This window comes from Microvirga aerilata, assembly GCF_016743775.1.
Classification (GTDB): Bacteria; Pseudomonadota; Alphaproteobacteria; order Rhizobiales; family Beijerinckiaceae; genus Microvirga; species Microvirga aerilata.
This window is the reverse complement of sequence record NZ_JAEQMY010000021.1, coordinates 35,469-52,635: the sequence shown is the minus strand read 5'-3', so window position 1 is coordinate 52,635 and position 17,167 is coordinate 35,469. Positions and strand designations below refer to the sequence as shown.

At 65.1% G+C, this 17,167-nt stretch carries 15 protein-coding genes; 6 read left to right on the top strand and 9 right to left on the bottom strand.

What is annotated here, in order from left to right:
* Window positions 1-51: 51 nt before the first annotated feature.
* Window positions 52-2,250, top strand: a complete 2,199-nt coding sequence (locus tag JKG68_RS15610) for a malate synthase G (protein ID WP_202061159.1) — start codon at window positions 52-54, stop codon at window positions 2,248-2,250.
* 36 nt (window positions 2,251-2,286) lie between these two features.
* Here JKG68_RS15610 and JKG68_RS15605 read toward each other — a convergent pair whose 3' ends face one another.
* Together JKG68_RS15605 and pxpB are read right to left on the bottom strand one after the other, a co-directional pair.
* Window positions 2,287-3,321, bottom strand: a complete 1,035-nt coding sequence (locus JKG68_RS15605; RefSeq protein ID WP_202061157.1) for a 5-oxoprolinase subunit C family protein — start codon at window positions 3,319-3,321, stop codon at window positions 2,287-2,289.
* Window positions 3,318-4,037: a 5-oxoprolinase subunit PxpB gene (gene pxpB / locus JKG68_RS15600; protein ID WP_202061155.1), complete on the bottom strand. Its 720-nt coding sequence runs from the start codon at window positions 4,035-4,037 to the stop codon at window positions 3,318-3,320. The genes JKG68_RS15605 and pxpB overlap by 4 nt, the downstream gene beginning before the upstream one ends.
* Before the next feature lie 222 nt (window positions 4,038-4,259).
* Here pxpB and JKG68_RS15595 point away from each other — a divergent pair, with 222 nt between their 5' ends.
* Window positions 4,260-5,045 carry a 3-hydroxybutyrate dehydrogenase gene (locus JKG68_RS15595; protein ID WP_202061150.1) on the top strand — a complete coding sequence of 262 codons (786 nt, stop codon included), beginning with the start codon at window positions 4,260-4,262 and terminating at the stop codon, window positions 5,043-5,045.
* Window positions 5,046-5,285: 240 nt separating this feature from the next.
* Here the strand turns inward: JKG68_RS15595 and pip are convergent, their stop codons facing one another.
* A complete protein-coding gene (pip, locus tag JKG68_RS15590; RefSeq protein ID WP_202061148.1) occupies window positions 5,286-6,230 on the bottom strand; it encodes a prolyl aminopeptidase in 945 nt (314 codons plus the stop codon).
* 169 nt (window positions 6,231-6,399) lie between these two features.
* On the opposite strand from pip, the gene JKG68_RS15585 reads away from it, so the two are divergent.
* The 4 genes from JKG68_RS15585 to JKG68_RS15570 are packed head-to-tail and all read left to right on the top strand — an operon-like array spanning window position 6,400 to window position 10,324.
* Window positions 6,400-7,473 carry an extracellular solute-binding protein gene (locus tag JKG68_RS15585; protein WP_202061146.1) on the top strand — a complete coding sequence of 358 codons (1,074 nt, stop codon included), beginning with the start codon at window positions 6,400-6,402 and terminating at the stop codon, window positions 7,471-7,473.
* Between the two features lie 37 nt (window positions 7,474-7,510).
* A complete protein-coding gene (locus tag JKG68_RS15580) occupies window positions 7,511-8,614 on the top strand; it encodes an ABC transporter ATP-binding protein (RefSeq protein ID WP_312890815.1) in 1,104 nt (367 codons plus the stop codon).
* A complete protein-coding gene (locus JKG68_RS15575; RefSeq protein WP_202061144.1) occupies window positions 8,611-9,480 on the top strand; it encodes an ABC transporter permease in 870 nt (289 codons plus the stop codon). The genes JKG68_RS15580 and JKG68_RS15575 overlap by 4 nt, the downstream gene beginning before the upstream one ends.
* A gap of 4 nt (window positions 9,481-9,484) precedes the next feature.
* Window positions 9,485-10,324, top strand: coding sequence for an ABC transporter permease (locus tag JKG68_RS15570; protein WP_202061142.1), 840 nt, complete (start codon window positions 9,485-9,487; stop codon window positions 10,322-10,324).
* 344 nt (window positions 10,325-10,668) lie between these two features.
* On the opposite strand, the gene JKG68_RS15565 is transcribed toward JKG68_RS15570, so the two are convergent.
* Genes JKG68_RS15565 through JKG68_RS15540 form a run of 6 tightly spaced genes read right to left on the bottom strand, consistent with a single transcriptional unit; the run spans window position 10,669 to window position 16,987 of the window.
* A complete protein-coding gene (locus tag JKG68_RS15565; protein ID WP_202061140.1) occupies window positions 10,669-11,736 on the bottom strand; it encodes a dipeptidase in 1,068 nt (355 codons plus the stop codon).
* 33 nt (window positions 11,737-11,769) lie between these two features.
* Entirely contained in the window at window positions 11,770-12,549 is a 780-nt protein-coding gene (locus JKG68_RS15560) for an ABC transporter ATP-binding protein (RefSeq protein ID WP_202061138.1), read from the bottom strand.
* A gap of 8 nt (window positions 12,550-12,557) precedes the next feature.
* The gene (locus JKG68_RS15555) at window positions 12,558-13,394 is read right to left on the bottom strand and encodes an ABC transporter ATP-binding protein (protein WP_202061137.1); all 837 of its coding nucleotides are present in this window, start codon (window positions 13,392-13,394) and stop codon (window positions 12,558-12,560) included.
* Window positions 13,391-14,329, bottom strand: a complete 939-nt coding sequence (locus JKG68_RS15550; RefSeq protein ID WP_202061135.1) for an ABC transporter permease — start codon at window positions 14,327-14,329, stop codon at window positions 13,391-13,393. Before JKG68_RS15550 ends, JKG68_RS15555 begins: the two co-directional genes overlap by 4 nt.
* On the bottom strand, window positions 14,329-15,384 hold the full coding sequence (locus JKG68_RS15545) for an ABC transporter permease (RefSeq protein ID WP_202061133.1): 1,056 nt from the start codon (window positions 15,382-15,384) through the stop codon (window positions 14,329-14,331). Before JKG68_RS15545 ends, JKG68_RS15550 begins: the two co-directional genes overlap by 1 nt.
* 7 nt (window positions 15,385-15,391) lie before the next feature.
* A complete protein-coding gene (locus JKG68_RS15540; protein WP_202061131.1) occupies window positions 15,392-16,987 on the bottom strand; it encodes an ABC transporter substrate-binding protein in 1,596 nt (531 codons plus the stop codon).
* Window positions 16,988-17,167: the final 180 nt, after the last annotated feature.

Below are 17,167 nucleotides of genomic sequence, written 5' to 3'. Positions count from 1 at the left end.
ATACGCCTTAAGCTAAGGGCAGGATCTTTTAATCCACCGAAAGCGGGAACGATGACGCGCGTCCAGACGAACGGCCTCCAGGTTGCAACGGTTCTTCACGGCTTCCTCGAGCAGGAGGCGCTTGCCGGCACGGGCGTATCGCCAGACGCCTTCTGGAGCGGTCTGGCCGGGCTCGTGAGGAGCTTCGCCCCCCGCGACCGCGAATTGCTCGCGATCCGCGACAAAATCCAAGGGCAGATCGACGATTATCATCGCGCTCGCCAAGGCCAGGCCTTCGATCAGGCGCACTACGAGCAGTTCCTGCGGGACATCGGCTATGTGCTGCCCGAGCCCGAGAGCTTCTCCGTCAAGACCCAGAACGTGGACGACGAGATCGCCCGCATCGCCGGCCCCCAACTCGTGGTGCCGGTCTCCAACGCCCGCTATGCGCTCAATGCCGCCAATGCCCGCTGGGGCAGCCTGTACGACGCGCTCTACGGCACGGACGTGATCCCTGAGGACGATGGCGCCACCCGTTCGGGCGGCTACAACAAGGCCCGCGGCGCCAAGGTGGTGGCACGCGCCCGCGAGGTGCTGGACCAGGCCGCGCCCCTGGCAGGGGGCAGCCACAGGGATGCGGCTTCCTACGCGATCCAGGGCGGCGCCCTCATCGTCAAGCTTCAGGACGGGGAGACCGGCCTGGCCGATCCGGCTCAGCTCGTGGGCTACAGGGGCGATGCGGCCAGTCCGTCGGCGGTGCTGCTGCGCCACAACAACATGCATATGGAGATCCGGATCGACCGCTCGCACCCCATCGGGGCCGAGGACCCGGCAGGCATTGCCGACGTGGTGCTGGAATCGGCCGTCTCCACCATCATGGACCTGGAGGACTCGGTCGCGGCGGTCGATGCCGAGGATAAGGTCGAGGTCTACCGCACCTGGCTCGGGCTCATGAAGGGCGATCTGGTCGAGAGCTTCGAGAAGGGCGGACGCACCGTCGAGCGCCGCCTCAACCCGGACCGGGTCTATACGGCGGTCGATGGCGGCGAGCTGCGCCTGCACGGGCGCAGCCTCATGCTGGTGCGCAATGTGGGCCACCACATGTTCACCGATGCGGTGCTGGACGAGGATGGACGGGAGATCCCTGAGACCATCCTCGACGCCGCCGTCACGGCGCTGATCGCGATCCACGATCTCAAGGGCGAGGGCCCGATCCGCAACAGCCGCGCGGGCTCCGTCTACATCGTGAAGCCCAAGATGCACGGGCCGGACGAGGTGGCCTTCGCCAACGATCTCTTTGCCGCCGTCGAGGATATGCTGGGGCTTCCCAGCAACACCCTCAAGATGGGCATCATGGACGAGGAGCGTCGCACGACCGTCAACCTCAAGGCCTGCATCAGTGCGGCCTCCGAGCGGATCGTGTTCATCAACACCGGCTTCCTGGACCGCACCGGCGACGAGATCCATACCTCCATGGAAGCCGGCCCCATGATCCGCAAGAACGACATGAAGTCCATGGCGTGGATCAAAGCCTACGAGGACAACAACGTGGATGTGGGCTTGGCGTGCGGACTGCCCGGCAAGGCGCAGATCGGCAAGGGCATGTGGGCGGCGCCCGACAAGATGGCCGACATGCTGGCCCAGAAGGTCGGCCACCCGCAGGCGGGCGCCAACACCGCCTGGGTTCCGTCGCCCACCGCCGCGACGCTGCATGCGCTGCACTACCATCAGGTGAGCGTGCCGGCGCGCCAGGAAGAGCTGAAGAAGCGCTCGCGCGCGAAGCTTTCCGACATCCTGACCATTCCGGTGTCGCAGTCGAACTGGGTGCCTGACGCGGTGCAGCAGGAGCTCGACAACAACTGCCAGGGCATCCTCGGCTACGTGGTGCGCTGGATCGACCAGGGCGTCGGCTGCTCCAAGGTGCCGGACATTCACGATGTGGGCCTGATGGAGGATCGGGCGACCTTGCGCATCTCCAGCCAGCACCTCGCGAACTGGCTGCGCCACGGCATCGTCACCCAGGATCAGGTGATGCAGACCCTGCGGCGCATGGCCGAGGTGGTGGACCGGCAGAATGCGGGCGATCCGCTCTACCGCCCGATGGCGCCGGGCTTCGACGGCCCCGCCTTCCAGGCCGCCTGCGACCTGATCTTCAAGGGCGCCGAGCAGCCCAACGGCTACACCGAGTGGGTGCTGCACGCCCGCCGCCGCGAAGCGAAGGCCGCCGGTGCGCCGGATCGCATCGAGGCGAGCGGCGTCGCAACACGATGAAACGAAAGGGGCGTCGCGCTGGCGGCGCCCTTTTCTTCAGGACGCTTGATCAGATGCTGCAGGCGCCAGGCCGTTCACCATTCCGCCGATCAGGTTGCGGCTCAGCAGGTGTTCGGTGGTCAGGTTGAAGCGAACGGGCGTGAGGCTGCCGGGAAGCGCGGCGATCCAATCCTTAAGCTGGCGCGCCGCCGCAACGGCCTCGTCCCGCCCCACGGCCTTGAAGCGCACGGCCGTTCCGGGGCGCAGTTGCGCGAAGCGGCCGAGATCCGCGCTGATCACCGTTGCGATCTTCGGGTAGCCGCCAGCGGTCTGCCGGTCGCGCATCAGCACGATGGGCTGGCCGCTGCCCGGCACCTGGATATGGCCGTCCACGATGCCGTCCGAGACGATGTTGAAGCCCTTGGCGTGTTCGAGGCGGGGGCCGGTCAGCTGGAAGCCCATCCGGTCGGCCTGGGAGCTGATGGTGAATTCACTTTCCTGGAGCAAACGAATAGTTTCCGGCGTGAAATAATCGTCCTGCGGACCCAGCATGACGCGGATCGGACCGGTCTCCTCAGGCAGTGACAGCGCGAGCTGCATCGGCTCGCCGCCTTCAGCCCCGGCGCGGCAGGGGAGGCGGTCCCCGGCCTTCAGGGGGGTGCCGTTCAGGCCGCCGAGACGGGAGCGCAGATGAAACGAGAGGCTTCCCAACTGCGGCTCGACGGCAAGCCCGCCGGCCACGGCCAAGTACGCGAAGGTTCCGCTTCGCGCATGCCCCACCTCGAGGCTTTGCCCCTCCTTGAGGAGCACGGAGGTCTGAGGAGCAGCCGCCGTGCCATCGACGCTCAAGGAACAGCCGGCGCCCGCAAGTGCAACGCGAAGGTCGCCCCCCTCGGCCGTGAACGCACCGCCCAGATTCATGAACTCGATGGCGCCCGTATCGGGAGGATTGCCCACGAGAACGTTGGCCATCGCGAGCGCCCGACGATCCATGGCGCCGGAAGGCGACACCCCGAAGCGCTGGTAGCCGAGCCGTCCGCGATCCTGCAGGGTGGTCATGGGGCCGCAGGATTTCACCACGAGATCGGTCATGGGCGCACCTCCTCGGCCACGGGCTCGCCTGCGAGGGCTGCTTTCTCCAGGGCCTCCCAGCGCGAGGCATCGATAGGCTCGAAAACGAGCTCGTCCCCGGCCGCGAACAGGAACGCCGGGTCCCGCTCCGGCGCATAGGTGCGCACGGGCGTGCGGCCCAGATTGTGCCAGCCGCTCGGCATGTCCATGGGGGCGATCCCGGCCTGCTCGCCGCCGATCATGATGGTGCCCGAGGGAATCTTGGCGCGGGGATGAAGCCGGCGGGATGTGGCGATCCGCTTGTCGAGGCCGCCCAGATAGGTGAAGCCCGGCAGGAAGCCGATCAGGTAGATGCGGTAGACCGCGGAGGAGTGGATCTCGATCACCTGATGGGGCGTGAGACCATGGATTTCTGCGACCTCCTCCAGGTCGCTGCCGTACTCGCCGCCATAGACAACCGGGACCCGCCAGCGCCGACCGACGGCCTCGCGGGGCGCGATATCCCTGGCGGCATCGTTCAGGAAGCCGATGAGAGCATCGTAGTCGGTGGCGACCGGATCGAACTGCACCGTGATCGACCGGTAGGTGGGCACGGTCTCGATCAGGCCTGCCGGGGCGCGGGCGCGGATGATGTCGTCGAGCGCCAGGACCATGCCGTTGATGGCCGGGTCGATGGTCTGGCCGAATTCGACGGTCAGGGCGCTGTCGCCGCAGGGAAGGATTCTCGGTGCTGTCACCACGCCCCCAATCAATAGGCCGATACGTCAACAGACCTCTCACATCGGGGCCTGTCATTCAACGGCAAGGGGAAGAGCAAAGACATGCATTCAGCACATGGGCTCGCAAGGCCGGCCTCCTCGAGGCTATCAGTCTTTTTGCTAGGCTCAACCTCGCCTCGTGCTTCGTGCTATGCCACCCTCCATCTGATGCCTGGAGCCCAGGCCCCTGCGGAGTAGACCATGACTTTGACATCCAAGACAGCCGTCGTGACCGGCTCGACCAGCGGCATCGGCCTTGCCATTGCCCGCGCCTTCGCCAAGGAGGGCGCCAACGTGGTCATCAACGGCCTCGGCGACGCGACTGAGATCGAAAAGACACGCGCCGGCATCGAAAGCGAGTTCGGCGTCGGTGCCGTCTATTCGCCCGCCGACATGACGAAGCCCCACGAGATCGAGGAGATGATCCGCCTCGGCGAGACCAGGTTCGGTTCCGTCGACATCCTGGTCAACAATGCGGGCATTCAGTTCGTCTCGCCGGTGGAGGATTTCCCGGTCGAGAAGTGGGACCAGATCATCGCCATCAACCTTTCGTCGGCCTTCCATGCGATCCGCGCCGCCGTGCCCGGCATGAAGGCGCGGGGATGGGGGCGCATCATCAACACGGCCTCGGCCCATTCCCTCGTGGCCTCGCCCTTCAAGTCGGCCTATGTGGCCGCCAAGCACGGCATCGCGGGCCTGACCAAGACGGTGGCGCTGGAAGTGGCCACCCACGGCATCACGGTGAACTGCATCAGCCCCGGCTATGTGTGGACGCCGCTTGTCGAGAGACAGATTCCCGACACCATGAAGGCGCGCGGGCTCACCAAGGAGCAGGTGATCAACGACGTCATGCTGGAGGCCCAGCCCACCAAGCAGTTCGTGACCGTGGACCAGGTGGCGGCGCTTGCCGTCTTCCTCTGCTCGGACGCGGCGAGCCAGATGTCGGGTTCGAACCTGTCCATGGATGGCGGCTGGACGGCGAAGTAGTTTTTCATCATCGTCATCCTGGACGGCGCAGCCGGTCCGGGATCACGTAGACCAGTCAAGCACTGTCGTCGCGGGGCTGCGGAGCAGAGCCCGGGATCCATAACTACAGGCTTCGATCAGTCCGGCACTGTCAGCGGTTATGGATCCCCGCCTGCGCGGGGATGACAATGTTGTGCTTCTCGCACTCGATCCTGCCTGCAATCCCGGAACGGTTTCCGCCCTCCGGGATGCCGAGGGGGCTCACCCCCGCGCATATGCGTCCGTCGTCTCGATGAGATGATGCGTGATGCCGGGCTCGCTCACCGCATGGCCCGCATCCGGCACCATGACGAATCGGGCTTCGGGCCAGGCCTTGTGCAGATCCCAGGCGCTTTTCGGCGGCGTGGCCATGTCGTAGCGGCCCTGGATGATCACGCCCGGGATCCCTTTCAGGCGGCCGGCGTTGCGGATCAGCTGCCCTTCCTCGAACCAGCCCTCATGGACGAAGTAGTGGTTCTCGATCCGGGCGAAGGCGATGGCGTAGTGCTCGTCGCCGAACTGGTCGCTGTACTCCTGATTGTGCAGGAGCGTGATCGTTTCGCCCTCCCACAGGCTCCAGGCTCTTGCGGCATTCGCCTGAACGGCGGGATAGGGATCCGTCAGGCGCCTGCGGTAGGCGGCCATGAGGTCGCCGCGCTCCTCTTCCGGGATCGGCGCCAGGAAGCCCTCCCACTTGTCGGGGAAGATCCATGAGGCGCCTTCCTGGTAGTACCAGAGCAGCTCCGCGCGCCGCAGCGTGAAGATCCCGCGCAGCACCAGTTCGCTGACGCGCTCGGGATGCGTCTGCGCATAGGCGAGCGCCAGCGTCGAGCCCCAGGAGCCGCCGAACACCATCCACTTGTCGACGCCCAGCATCGCGCGCAGCCGCTCGATATCCGCCACCAGATGCCAGGTTGTGTTGGCCTCGAGGCTCGCATAGGGCGTCGAGCGCCCGCAGCCGCGCTGGTCGAAGAGCAGGATGCGGTACTTCTCCGGATCGAACAGCCGGCGCTGGGTGGGCGTGCAGCCGCCGCCCGGTCCGCCATGGAGAAAGACCACCGGCTTTCCCTGTGGATTGCCGCACAATTCCCAATAGACCCGATGCCCGTCGCCCACATCGAGCATGCCGTGATCGTAAGGTTCAATCTCGGGGTAGAAGGTGCGCATCGCGAGGGCTCCGCCGGAGGAAGCCTCTCCATAGCCCGCCAAGGGCCACGTGTCAGCCTGGCCATCCATTCCTAAGCCGGCTTTGAAACCACTGGCGCGTCGTTCAACTGTCATATAGTTTTGCAACTGGGGAACATGGGTAAAAGCCCAACCACACTGGAGGACGAGGATGTTGACGAAACGCGCCGGCTTGAAGCTGGCAACCGCTCTGGCCGCTCTCATGGTCGTTGGCTCGGCCGAGGCCGCCGAGAAGCTGCGGCTCCTGACCTGGGCCGATTACGTTCCGAAGGACGTGATGGAGCAGTTCACCAAAGAGACCGGCATCGAGGTCGAGGTCACCCTCTCGAACAACGAGGAGATGATCTCCAAGCTGCGCGCCACGCAAGGCGCAGGCTTCGATCTGGTTCAGCCGAGCCAGGACCGCATCGCCGGCCCGCAGACGGAATTCGGCATCTACAAGCCGCTCGATCTTTCCAAGATCAAGTCCGACCAGTTCATCGCCTCCATGCTGGAAGCCACCAAGAAGAACACCACGGTCGACGGCAAGGTCTACGGCGTTCCCCACATCTGGGGCACGGACGGCCTCATCGTGAACACCAAGACCGCCGCAAAGGTCGCCGACTACAACGATCTGTGCGATCCGGCGATTGCCGGCAAGGCGAGCTTCCGCGCCAAGCGTCCGGCGCTCATCGCGTTTGCCTTCGCCAACGGCATGGATCCCTTCGCGTCCTACAACGACCCGAAGGCCTACACGGCCATGATGGAGAAGGTCGGCACCAAGCTTGCCGAGTGCAAGAAGAACGTGAAGTTCTTCTGGGACGGCAAGGACCAGCTCCTCAACGCCATCCGCTCCGGCGAGGTGGTGGCCGCCATGGCGTGGGATACGGGGGGCTGGAAGCTCAATTCGGAGAGCGCCGACATCAAGTTCGTCGCGCCGAAGTCCGGGGCGCTCGGCTGGGTCGATACATTCGCGATTCCCGCCAAGGGCCGCAATGACGATGCCGCCTACAAGTGGATCAACTTCAACATGAAGCCCGAGATCGCCGCGAAAGTCGCCGCGACCGCCGGTAACTTCACGGCCTCGAACGGCGCCGACAAGCTCATGCAGGGCAAGCTGAAGGACCAGTTCGCCGAGAGCTTCCCGAAGGCCGCCATCGACAACATCAAGTGGTATCCGGCGGTGCCTGCCGGCATCGAGGAGATCGAGGGCAAGATCCTCGACCGCCTGAAGGCCGGTTCGTAAAACCTTGTGTATTGATCATCCCCCGGATTTCCGGGGGATGACTCTTTGTATCGGCAGCGTCATGGCCCCTTCCACCGATCTCGATATCGTTCGTGTCACCAAGCGCTTCGGCGCGCATGCGGCCGTCGATGACGTGTCGTTCAGCGTCGCCCCCGGCGAGTTCTTCTCCATCCTCGGCCCTTCCGGCTGCGGCAAGACCACCCTGATGCGCATGATCGCCGGGTTCGAGCATCCCACCTCCGGCGACATCCGTATCCGCGGCCAATCGATGATCGGCGTCCCGGCCAACAGGCGCCCCGTCAACATGGTATTCCAGAGCCTCGCGCTCTTTCCCATGATGAGCGTCGGCGAGAACGTGGCCTATGGGCTCACCTGCCGCGGCGTGTCTCGCGCCGAGGCGGAGGAGCGCGCCGGCCGCATGCTGGAGCGCGTGGGTCTCAAAGGCTTTGGCGAGCGCCGCGTGACGGCTTTGTCCGGCGGTCAGCGGCAGCGTGTGGCGATCGCCCGCTGCCTCGTGCTGGAGCCCACCCTCGTGCTGCTCGACGAGCCGCTGGGCGCGCTCGATCTCAAGCTGCGCGAGCACATGAAGATCGAGCTCAAGCAGCTGCAGGGCACCTTCAACACGACGTTTGCCTACATCACGCACGATCAGTCGGAAGCGCTCGTGATGTCCGACCGCATCGCCGTGATGAACCAGGGCCGGTTCGAGCAGGTGGGCAGCCCGCGCGAGCTCTATCACAACCCGGCCACCCCCTTCGTGGCGAGCTTCGTCGGCGAGACGAACCGCCTGCAGGGTGAGGCATCGGCCTCCAACGGGGCCATTGCCGTGCGCTTGCCCTCGGGCGCCGTGGTGCAGGGGCAGGGCAGAGCAGGACAGGCCGCGCTCGCCTTCGTGCGCCCGGAGGCCGTGGCGCTCGCGCAGGACCCCTCGTTATTGGGCAGCCTGCCCAACCGCTTCGAGGGCCGTGTCTCGGCCGTGCTCTTCGACGGTGCCGCTTCCAGCCTGCTCATCGACACGGCAGGCTTCGCCGAGCCTGTGCGCGCCGTGCTGCCCCAGGCGGGGCCGCTCGCCGGCATCCAGGTCGGCGCACCGGTCCATGTGGGCTGGACGGCGGACGCCATGAAGGTGTTCGCCGCATGATGCAAAAACCGGCGCAGCGCCTCACGCTCTTCCTGCTGCTTGCACCCGCCATCCTGTGGCTCGGGCTCCTCATCGTGCTGCCCCATGTGGAGATCCTCGTCCTCTCCTTCAGCGAGAGGGTGGCGCCGCGGGTCTATGCCTTCGGCTTTCGCAACTATCTCGAGTTCTTCACCGAGCCGCTCTACTGGCGCACCTTCGCGCGCACGGCCTTCATGTCGATCCTGGTCACGGCGCTCACTCTCGTGCTCGCCTTTCCCATCGCGCTCTATATCGCCCGCGTGGCGCAAGGCCGCGTGAAGGCGATGCTGCTGCTGCTCTGCCTGCTGCCGTTCTGGGTCTCGGAGCTGGTGCGTACGCTCGGCTGGATGATGCTGCTGCGCGAGACCGGCGTCGTCTCCTACATCCTGCGCGCGGTCGGAGCTGCCGATCAGCCGGTGGAACTGCTCTACAACGACGGCGCGGTCATCCTCGGCCTCGTTTATGGCGGGCTTCTGTTCATGATCGTGCCGCTCGCCAATGCGCTGGAAAGCCTGGAGCCGGCCGTCGTTGAGGCGGGCTTTGATCTCGGCGGCAGCCGCTGGACCGTGCTGCGCCGGATCGTCATTCCCCACGCGATGCCCGGCATTGTCGCGGGGTGCATCATCGTGTTCATGCTCACCGTCGGCAACTTCGCGACGCCGGTGCTGCTCGGCGGCAAGAACGGCCTGTGGTTCACGGAACAGATCTACGCGCAGTTCATCACGCGCTTCAACTGGCCTCAAGGGGCGGCTTTCGGCATGCTGCTCCTGCTCCTGTCCTCGGCCATCGTTTGGCTGGGACTGCGCCTCACGGGCCAGAGCCTCGGCACCACCTTGAAGCAGGCATGATCCCATGAACCGTCCGTCATTGGCCTGGAAGCTCTACATCGCGGCGTTCTACGTCTTCCTGTTCGCGCCGCTCCTCATCGTGGCGATCTTTGCCTTCAACGCGAGCCCGTTCCCGTCGCCGCCCTGGCGCGGCTTTACGCTGGAATGGTTCACCGGCTCCGGCGCCGCCTTCGGCAAGCCCGGCGTGCTCACGGATCCTGTCTGGCTGTCCAGCATCGGCAACAGCTTCAAGGTGGCGATACCCGTAGCGCTCCTCGCGGTGCTCGTCGGCACGGTCAATGCCTGGGTGCTGGAGCGGGCCGAGTTTCGCGGCAAGACGTTTCTCGCCATGATGATGCTCTGGCCTCTGGTGATCCCAGGCGTGGTGCTCGGCATCTCGATCCTCGCCTTCTTCTCGCGTCTGGCGAACGGCCTGGAAGATTGGCTTCAGACCGATCTGGACTTCCTGCGGCCCGGCCTGTCCCTTGTGATCCTCGGGCAGCTCTCCTTCATCCTCACCATCTCGACGCTCATCATCGCCGCGCGCCTTCGCAAGTTCGACCGCTCATTGGAGGAGGCGGCCTTCGATCTCGGCGCCAGCCGCACGCGGGTGCTGCGCACCGTCACGCTGCCGTTCCTGAGGCCTTCTCTCATCGGTGCGGGCTTGGTGGCGCTGCTCATGTCGTTCGAGAACTTCAACACGACTCTGATGCTCGTGGGTTCCGACGCACCGCTGCCGATCACCATGTACGGCCAGATGCGTGAGGGCGCGACGCCGGCCATCAACGCAGTGAGCCTGCTGCTCATGCTGGGCGTCGGTGGGATCGCGAGCGTGTTTGCCCTGACCGCGAAGGCGGAGCGGTAAGCAGCTCAATCCATCATCCCCGGACTGGTTCCGAGGCTCCACGTGTCAACTCTGCTTGAAAGCGTAGATGGCCGGGACGAGCCCGGCCATGACGGTGGGTGTCATCACGGATGCCGTAGGCAATCCGGTATCGCTTTCAGGAAAGAGCACTGTCATTCCGGGGCGGCGTAGCCGAGCCCGGAATCCATAACCACAGCCTTCGATCAGTCCGGCACCGTCAGCGGTTATGGATCCCCGCCTGCGCGGGGATGACAATGTTGTGCTTCTCGCACTCAATCCTGCCTGCTATCCCGGATCGGCTTCCGCCGTCCGGGATAGCCCTGGACGATCGCGGCCTATCCATCTCACCGTCCCCAGGTGCGCTCCAGAACGCCCACCCAGTTCTCGTAGCAGAGCTTGCGCAGGGTGGCCTCGTCGTAGCCGTGCCGGCGCATGGCGTCGACGAGGCGGGGCAGGCCGCGCACGTCGGCGATCTCGGCGGGAATCGTCGCCCCGTCGAAGTCGGAGCCGAGGCCCACGCCGTCGACGCCCACATGCTCGATCAGGTGGTCCATATGGCGGATCATCTCCTCCAGCGGCGTGTCGTCGTCGCGCCGGCCGTCGGGCCGGATGAACGAGGTGGCGAAGTTCACGCCCACCATGCCGCCGCTTTCGCGGATGGCGGCGAGCTGCTTGTCCGTGAGGTTGCGGGAGTGCTGGCAGATCTCCCACGCGTTCGAATGGGTGGCGACGAGCGGCGCGTCCGAGAGCCGCGCCACGTCCCAAAAGCCCTTCTCGTTCAGGTGCGACAGGTCGATCATCACCTTGAGCCGGTTGCAGGCGCGAACCAGCTCGATTCCGCGGTCCGTCAGCCCGGGGCCCGTATCGGGTGTCGATGGGTAGCGGAACGGCACGCCGTGGCCGAAGATGTTGGGACGGCTCCAGACCGGGCCGATGGAGCGCAGGCCGCTCTCGTAGAGCACGTCGAGCATGTGGAGATCCGGATCGATGCCCTCCGCGCCCTCGATGTGCAGGATGGCCGCGAGCTTACCGGTGTCGATGCAGTGGCGGATGTCGGCGGCCGTGCGGCAGATCTTCACCTCGCCGTTGGAGGCCCGCTCGATGCGGATGAGAAGCGACGCCATATGCACCGTGACCTGCTGGCTCGGCGCGAGCGCCAGGTGCGGCGGCAGGGGCACGTCGTAGCGCGGTTGCGCCATCAGGGCGTCCACATCCATGCCGATCCCTTCGGACGGGACATAGACGGCGAAGAAGCCCCCGACGAAGCCGCCCTGCTTCATCCGGGGCCAGTCGAGATGGCCGATGTTGTCGCCCTCGAGAAAGGCCTGCTCCGGCTGGATCTTGCCGCGCATCAGGCGAAGGAGGACGTCGTTGTGGCCGTCGAAGACCGGCATCAGGGAGGAACGGGGCATGGGTTCACATCAAACGGTTGGGGGTCAAAAGCTTTAGCCGGCGAGAGCCTGGGTGGATGGCCTCACAGCGCGCGTAAAGCCCTGGCTCGCATGGATCAGGGACTGAGTGTAATCGTTCGACGCCGCACCTGAGCGAAGCGCCACGGAGGTGGTTTCCTCGACGGCCTCGCCATGGCGCATGACCAGAAGGCGCTCGCACAGGTGCGCCACGACCGCAAGGTCATGGCTGACCAGAATATAGGTGAGCCCCAGCCTGCGGCGAAGATCGTCGAGAAGATTCAAGATTTCCGCCTGCACGGAGGCATCGAGCGCCGAGGTCGGCTCGTCGAGAAGCAGGACCTTGGGACGCAGGATGAGAGCCCGGGCGATGGCGATGCGCTGGCGCTGTCCGCCCGAGAGCTGGTGCGGGTAGCGGAACCGGAAGGAGGGGCCGAGCCCCACCTCGCGCAGGGCCTGGAGGATGCGCGCCTCCGCGTCCTTCTCGCCGTGGATGGACAAAGGCTCAGCGAGCGTGCGGTCGACCGTATGGCGCGGATGAAGGGATGCGTAAGGATCCTGAAAGACCATCTGCACCGTGCGGTAGAAGGCCTTGCCCCGCGGCGTGGTGACGGCCGCGCCGTCGACCCGGACGCGACCGGCCGTGATGGGCGCAAGGCCGCAGATCGCGCGCAGCACCGTCGACTTGCCGGAGCCGGATTCGCCCACGAGTCCATAGGCGGCGCCAGGCTCCACATGGAAGCTCACGTTCTTGACCGCGTCGACCCGGAGGCGGCCGGTGCCGAAGACGACTTGAAGGTTCTGGATATCGAGCATCGGATCCGTCACAGCGCCCAAGCCGGGTCACGGTTCAAGGTGGGAAGCGGACGAACGTCGTCCGCGAGCGTCGGCAGGCAGCGCATCAGGCCCTGGGTGTAGGGGTGCTTGGCCTCGCGCAGGTTCTTCGCCTCCAGCTCCTCGACCACACGTCCGGCATACATCACCAGCACCCGGTCGCAGAAGGAGGAGACGAGCTTGAGATCGTGCGAGATGAAGATCAGCCCCATGCCGCGCTCGCTGACGAGCTCGTCGAGAATGCGCAGCACCTCCATGGACACGGTCACGTCGAGGGCCGAGGTCGGCTCGTCGGCGATGAGCAGATCGGGATCGGTGACGAGCATCATGGCAATCATGGCGCGCTGGCCCATGCCGCCCGACACCTCGTGCGGGTAGAGCGAGAACACGCGCTGCGGATCGCGCATCTTCACGGCCTCCAGCATGGCCAGCGCCTTGTCGCGGGCCTCGTTGCGGCCGGCCTTGGCGTGAGCCTTGTAGGCCTCGATGATCTGCTCGCCGATGGTCATGACCGGGTTCAGCGAGTATTTCGGATCCTGCATCACCATGCTGATGCGCCCGCCGCGCAAGGTGCGCAGGGTGCGCTTGGAGGCGGTGAGAAGGTCGATGCCGTCGAAGGCGAGGCGCTGGGCCGTGACCTCGCCGGGCGGAGGGGTCAGGCCGAGGATGGCGCGGCCCGTCTGCGACTTGCCGGAGCCTGACTCGCCCACGATGCCGAGGCGCTCGCGGCCGAGCTGGAAGGACACGCCGCGCACCGCTTCCACGGTGCCGGTGCGCAGGTGAAAGCGGACGCGCAGGTCTTCGACGTCGAGAAGCGGCTTCGTCATTTGGCAGCCTTCGGATCGAGAACGTCGCGCAGGCCGTCGCCCAGCAGGTTGAAGCCGAGGCTCACCACGAAGATGGCCAGGCCCGGCATGGCGGCGACCCACCATTGATCGATGAGGTAGTTGCGGCCCGTGGCAACCATCGCGCCCCACTCGGGCATCGGCGGCTGGGCGCCCAGTCCGAGGAAGCCGAGGCCCGCCGCGGTCAGGATGATTCCCGCCATGTCGAGCGTCACGCGCACGATGAGCGAGGAAAGGCACAGCGGCACCACGTGGCCTAAGATGATGCGCGGCGTGGAGGCGCCCTGGAGCTTCACGGCGGCGATGAAGTCGCTGTTGCGGATCATCATGGTCTCGGCGCGCGCGATGCGGGCATATGGCGGCCAGGAGGTGATCGCGATGGCGATGATGGCGTTCTCGATGCCCGGCCCCAAGGCCGCCACGAAGGCGAGCGCCAGGATGAGACGCGGGAAGGCCAGGAAGATGTCGGTGATCCGCATCAGAACCGTATCGACCCAGCCGCCGAGATATCCGGAGACCGTGCCGACCAGAAGCCCGATGGGGGTTGCGATCAGGGCCACCAGCACGACGACGAAGAGCGTGATGCGTGAGCCGTGGATCACGCGGGAGAAGATGTCCCGGGCCTGATCGTCCGTGCCGAACCAATAGGTCCCGCTCGGCGGCAGGAGGCGCTGCGTGCGCAGGTCCCCGCCGGCGACCGGCGAGTAAGGGGCGATCACGTCGGCGAAGACTGCCACGAGGATCAGCATCAGGATGATGCCGAGACCGATGACGGCGAGCGGATTTCGGGTGAAGGCCCGCCAGCCGAGATAGAAGCGGCCCAGGCGCGCCTGCCAGCGGGAATTCGGCTCCGCTGACAGGAGCCAGCCACGCATGCCGGACGGCTCTGACGCAAGGGGGAGAGGGGCACCGGTCATCAGCGGGTCCTCGGATCGAGCAGACGGTAAAGCAGGTCGGAGACCAGATTGAGCAGCACGAAGACGGCTCCGATCACGAGGGTTCCGCCGAGCACCGCATTCATGTCCGCATTCTGCAGGGAATTGGTGATGTACTGGCCAAGCCCCGGCCATGCGAAGATGGTTTCCGTGAGCACGGAGCCCTCGAGCAGGTTGGCATAGGACAGGGCGATCACGGTCACCAGCGGCACGGCTGCGTTGCGCAGGGCATGGCGCCAGATCACCCGCATCTCCGACAAGCCCTTCACCCGCGCGGCGATCACGTATTCCTGCGCCAGCTCGTTGAGCATGAAGGAGCGCGTCATGCGGCTGATATAGGCCAGGGAGAAATAGCCGAGGAGGCAGGCGGGCAGGATGATGTGGGACACCGCATCCCAGAACGCGTCCCACTGGCCCTGCATGGCGGTGTCGAGGAGCACGATGTTGGTCACCGGCGTGTAGAGATAGGAATAGGTCACGTCGATGCGTCCGGGTCCCGCCACCCAGCCGAGCTTGGCATAGAAGACCAGCAGGCCCATGAGGCCGAGCCAGAAGATCGGGATGGAGTAGCCGGCAAGGCCGAGCACGCGCACGAACTGGTCGATGAAGCTGCCGCGCTTGACGGCGGCCAGGATGCCCAGCGGGATGCCGAGGATCACGCCGATCAGGGTGCCCAGCGTCGCCAGCTCCAGGGTTGCCGGAAAAGCGTTGGCGATATCCGTCATCACCGGATTGGTGGTGAGCACCGAATTGCCGAAATCGCCGGTCGCGGCTTTCTTCAGGTAGATCCAGAACTGCTGGATCAGCGGAAGGTCGAGGCCGAGTTCCTGGCGCGCGCGCTCATAGACATGCGCCGGCGCCCGGTCGCCCACGATGGCGATCACGGGATCGATGGGAACGACGCGTCCGATAAAGAAGGTGACGGCCACAAGCCCAAGAAGGGTGGTCGCCAGCACAATGACGAATTGGGCGGTCTTTGTAAGGTAGAAGCGGAGGGCGTCATGCCCTCCGCCTCCGTTCGCGACTGATGATGCCATCGAGAAATCAGTTCTTCTTGGCCTGAGAGACGAAGTTGGTATCGAACGACGGGCCGATGATGACGCCTTCGACGTTCTTGCGCATCGCCATGACCTCGATTTCCTGCATCATGATGATGAAGGGACCGTCCTTCAGAACTGCCTTTTGCAGCTCTTGGTACATGGCAGCGCGCTTCTCCGGATCCTGCTCGGTCACGGCGGCACGGGTCTTGGCCGTCAGCGGGCCGGGATCCCAAGCATTGCGCCAGGTGAGCGGCTTGGCCTTGGCGTTGTCCGAGTTGTCGTCGTTGGCCGCAAAGGTGTCGGCGTTGGTATTGGGGTCCTGATAGTCAGCGCCCCAGCGGTAGATCACCGAGTCGTGCTGACGAGCCCGATACTTCGTCAGAACCTGCTTGCCGTCGCCCGGAATAAGTTCGAGCTTCACGCCGGCCTGGGCGAAGGTCTGCTGGATCGCCTGGGCAATGGAGGCCGACTCGCTGTTCGAGCGCACGTCCATGGTCATGGAGAAGCCGTTCGGAAGCCCCGCCTTAGTGAGCAGGTCCTTGGCCTTGGCAACGTCGAGCTTGTAGGGCTTGTCGTCGATGGCTCCGAGGAAGCCCTTGGGCAGGAAGGTCTGGTGGACCTCGGCCTGGTTCTTCATGATCGTGTCGGAGATGGCCGAATAATCAACGAGGTATTTCAGCGCTTCGCGCACCTCGGGCTTCGCCAGGTTCGGGTTCTTCTGGTTGAGGCCGACATACCAGACGCCGCCCTTGACACCGCTGTTGGTCTTGATGTCCGGGTTCTTGGAGACAGCCGCCATCTCTTCCGGATTCAGGTTGCGCGCCACGTCCACGTCCCCCTTCTCGAGCAGGAGGCGCTGGGTGGCGGTTTCCTTGATGTGACGGTAGATCACGCGGGCGAGCGGGGTCGGCTTCTCGTAGTTCGGGTTGCGCTCCAGAACCACGACCTCATTGGCCTTCCAGTCGCGGATGGTGAAGGGTCCGGAACCGGCATACTTGGTCTTGAGCCAGTTGTAGCCCATGTCGCCGTCCTTCTCGTTCTGCATCACGAGCTTCTTGTCGACGACGGAGGCCACGCTGGACGTCAGGCAGTAGAGAACGAAGGTGGGGGCGTAAGGCTTGTCGAGTTCCATGGTGAACTCGTAGGGGCCGGTCTGCTTGATCTTGTCCTTCACATTGTCCTTCGTGAAGCCGAACTGGCCGATGATGAAGGCCGGGGACTTGTCCAGGATCACGGCACGTTGCAGCGAGAAAGCCACGTCTTCGGCGGTCAGCGGATTGCCGGACGCAAATTTCTTGCCTTGGCGGATCTTGAAGGTCAGAGTCTTGCCGTCAGGCGAAACCGTCCAGGATTCCGCCACCTCGCCGTGGATCTTGGACACGTCCTTGAGATCGAATCCGATCAGGCGCTCATAGGTGTTGCCGGCGATTTCGGAAGCGGTGAACTCGAAGAGCTCGGCCGGATCGAGGGAGATGATCTCGTCGAGCTTCCAGGCCTCGACCAGCGTGTCCGGCGGCGTGGCTGCCTTTACGGCAGAGAAGGATGTCGCCATCGCCGCGACCATGGCGGCGGATAGGATAAATTTCGGAATACTTTTCATAGGCCAGTTCCCTTGCAGCGCTGGGTGCGCTTCTTGTGCGCCCGTATGAATGCAAATCACACAGGTTCTGTCGAGTCTACCAACTGGTTACTAACTGGTAAACATCGCGCAGCATGCCCAAAGGCCGGGCAGGGCCGCTTCGGATTGGCCTCGGGGGCAAACTGTGGCAAAGGCTCCTCG

Coding starts and splice junctions, on each gene's coding strand:
- JKG68_RS15580 (WP_312890815.1), top strand. CDS start 7,511: ATGACTCTTTGTATCGGCAGCGTCATGGCCCCTTCCACCGATCTCGAT.
- JKG68_RS15555 (WP_202061137.1), bottom strand. CDS start 13,394: ATGACGAAGCCGCTTCTCGACGTCGAAGACCTGCGCGTCCGCTTTCAC.
- JKG68_RS15550 (WP_202061135.1), bottom strand. CDS start 14,329: ATGACCGGTGCCCCTCTCCCCCTTGCGTCAGAGCCGTCCGGCATGCGT.
- JKG68_RS15540 (WP_202061131.1), bottom strand. CDS start 16,987: ATGAAAAGTATTCCGAAATTTATCCTATCCGCCGCCATGGTCGCGGCG.
- JKG68_RS15570 (WP_202061142.1), top strand. CDS start 9,485: ATGAACCGTCCGTCATTGGCCTGGAAGCTCTACATCGCGGCGTTCTAC.
- JKG68_RS15560 (WP_202061138.1), bottom strand. CDS start 12,549: ATGCTCGATATCCAGAACCTTCAAGTCGTCTTCGGCACCGGCCGCCTC.
- JKG68_RS15585 (WP_202061146.1), top strand. CDS start 6,400: ATGTTGACGAAACGCGCCGGCTTGAAGCTGGCAACCGCTCTGGCCGCT.
- JKG68_RS15565 (WP_202061140.1), bottom strand. CDS start 11,736: ATGCCCCGTTCCTCCCTGATGCCGGTCTTCGACGGCCACAACGACGTC.
- JKG68_RS15545 (WP_202061133.1), bottom strand. CDS start 15,384: ATGGCATCATCAGTCGCGAACGGAGGCGGAGGGCATGACGCCCTCCGC.
- pip (WP_202061148.1), bottom strand. CDS start 6,230: ATGCGCACCTTCTACCCCGAGATTGAACCTTACGATCACGGCATGCTC.
- JKG68_RS15595 (WP_202061150.1), top strand. CDS start 4,260: ATGACTTTGACATCCAAGACAGCCGTCGTGACCGGCTCGACCAGCGGC.
- JKG68_RS15575 (WP_202061144.1), top strand. CDS start 8,611: ATGATGCAAAAACCGGCGCAGCGCCTCACGCTCTTCCTGCTGCTTGCA.
- JKG68_RS15610 (WP_202061159.1), top strand. CDS start 52: ATGACGCGCGTCCAGACGAACGGCCTCCAGGTTGCAACGGTTCTTCAC.
- JKG68_RS15605 (WP_202061157.1), bottom strand. CDS start 3,321: ATGACCGATCTCGTGGTGAAATCCTGCGGCCCCATGACCACCCTGCAG.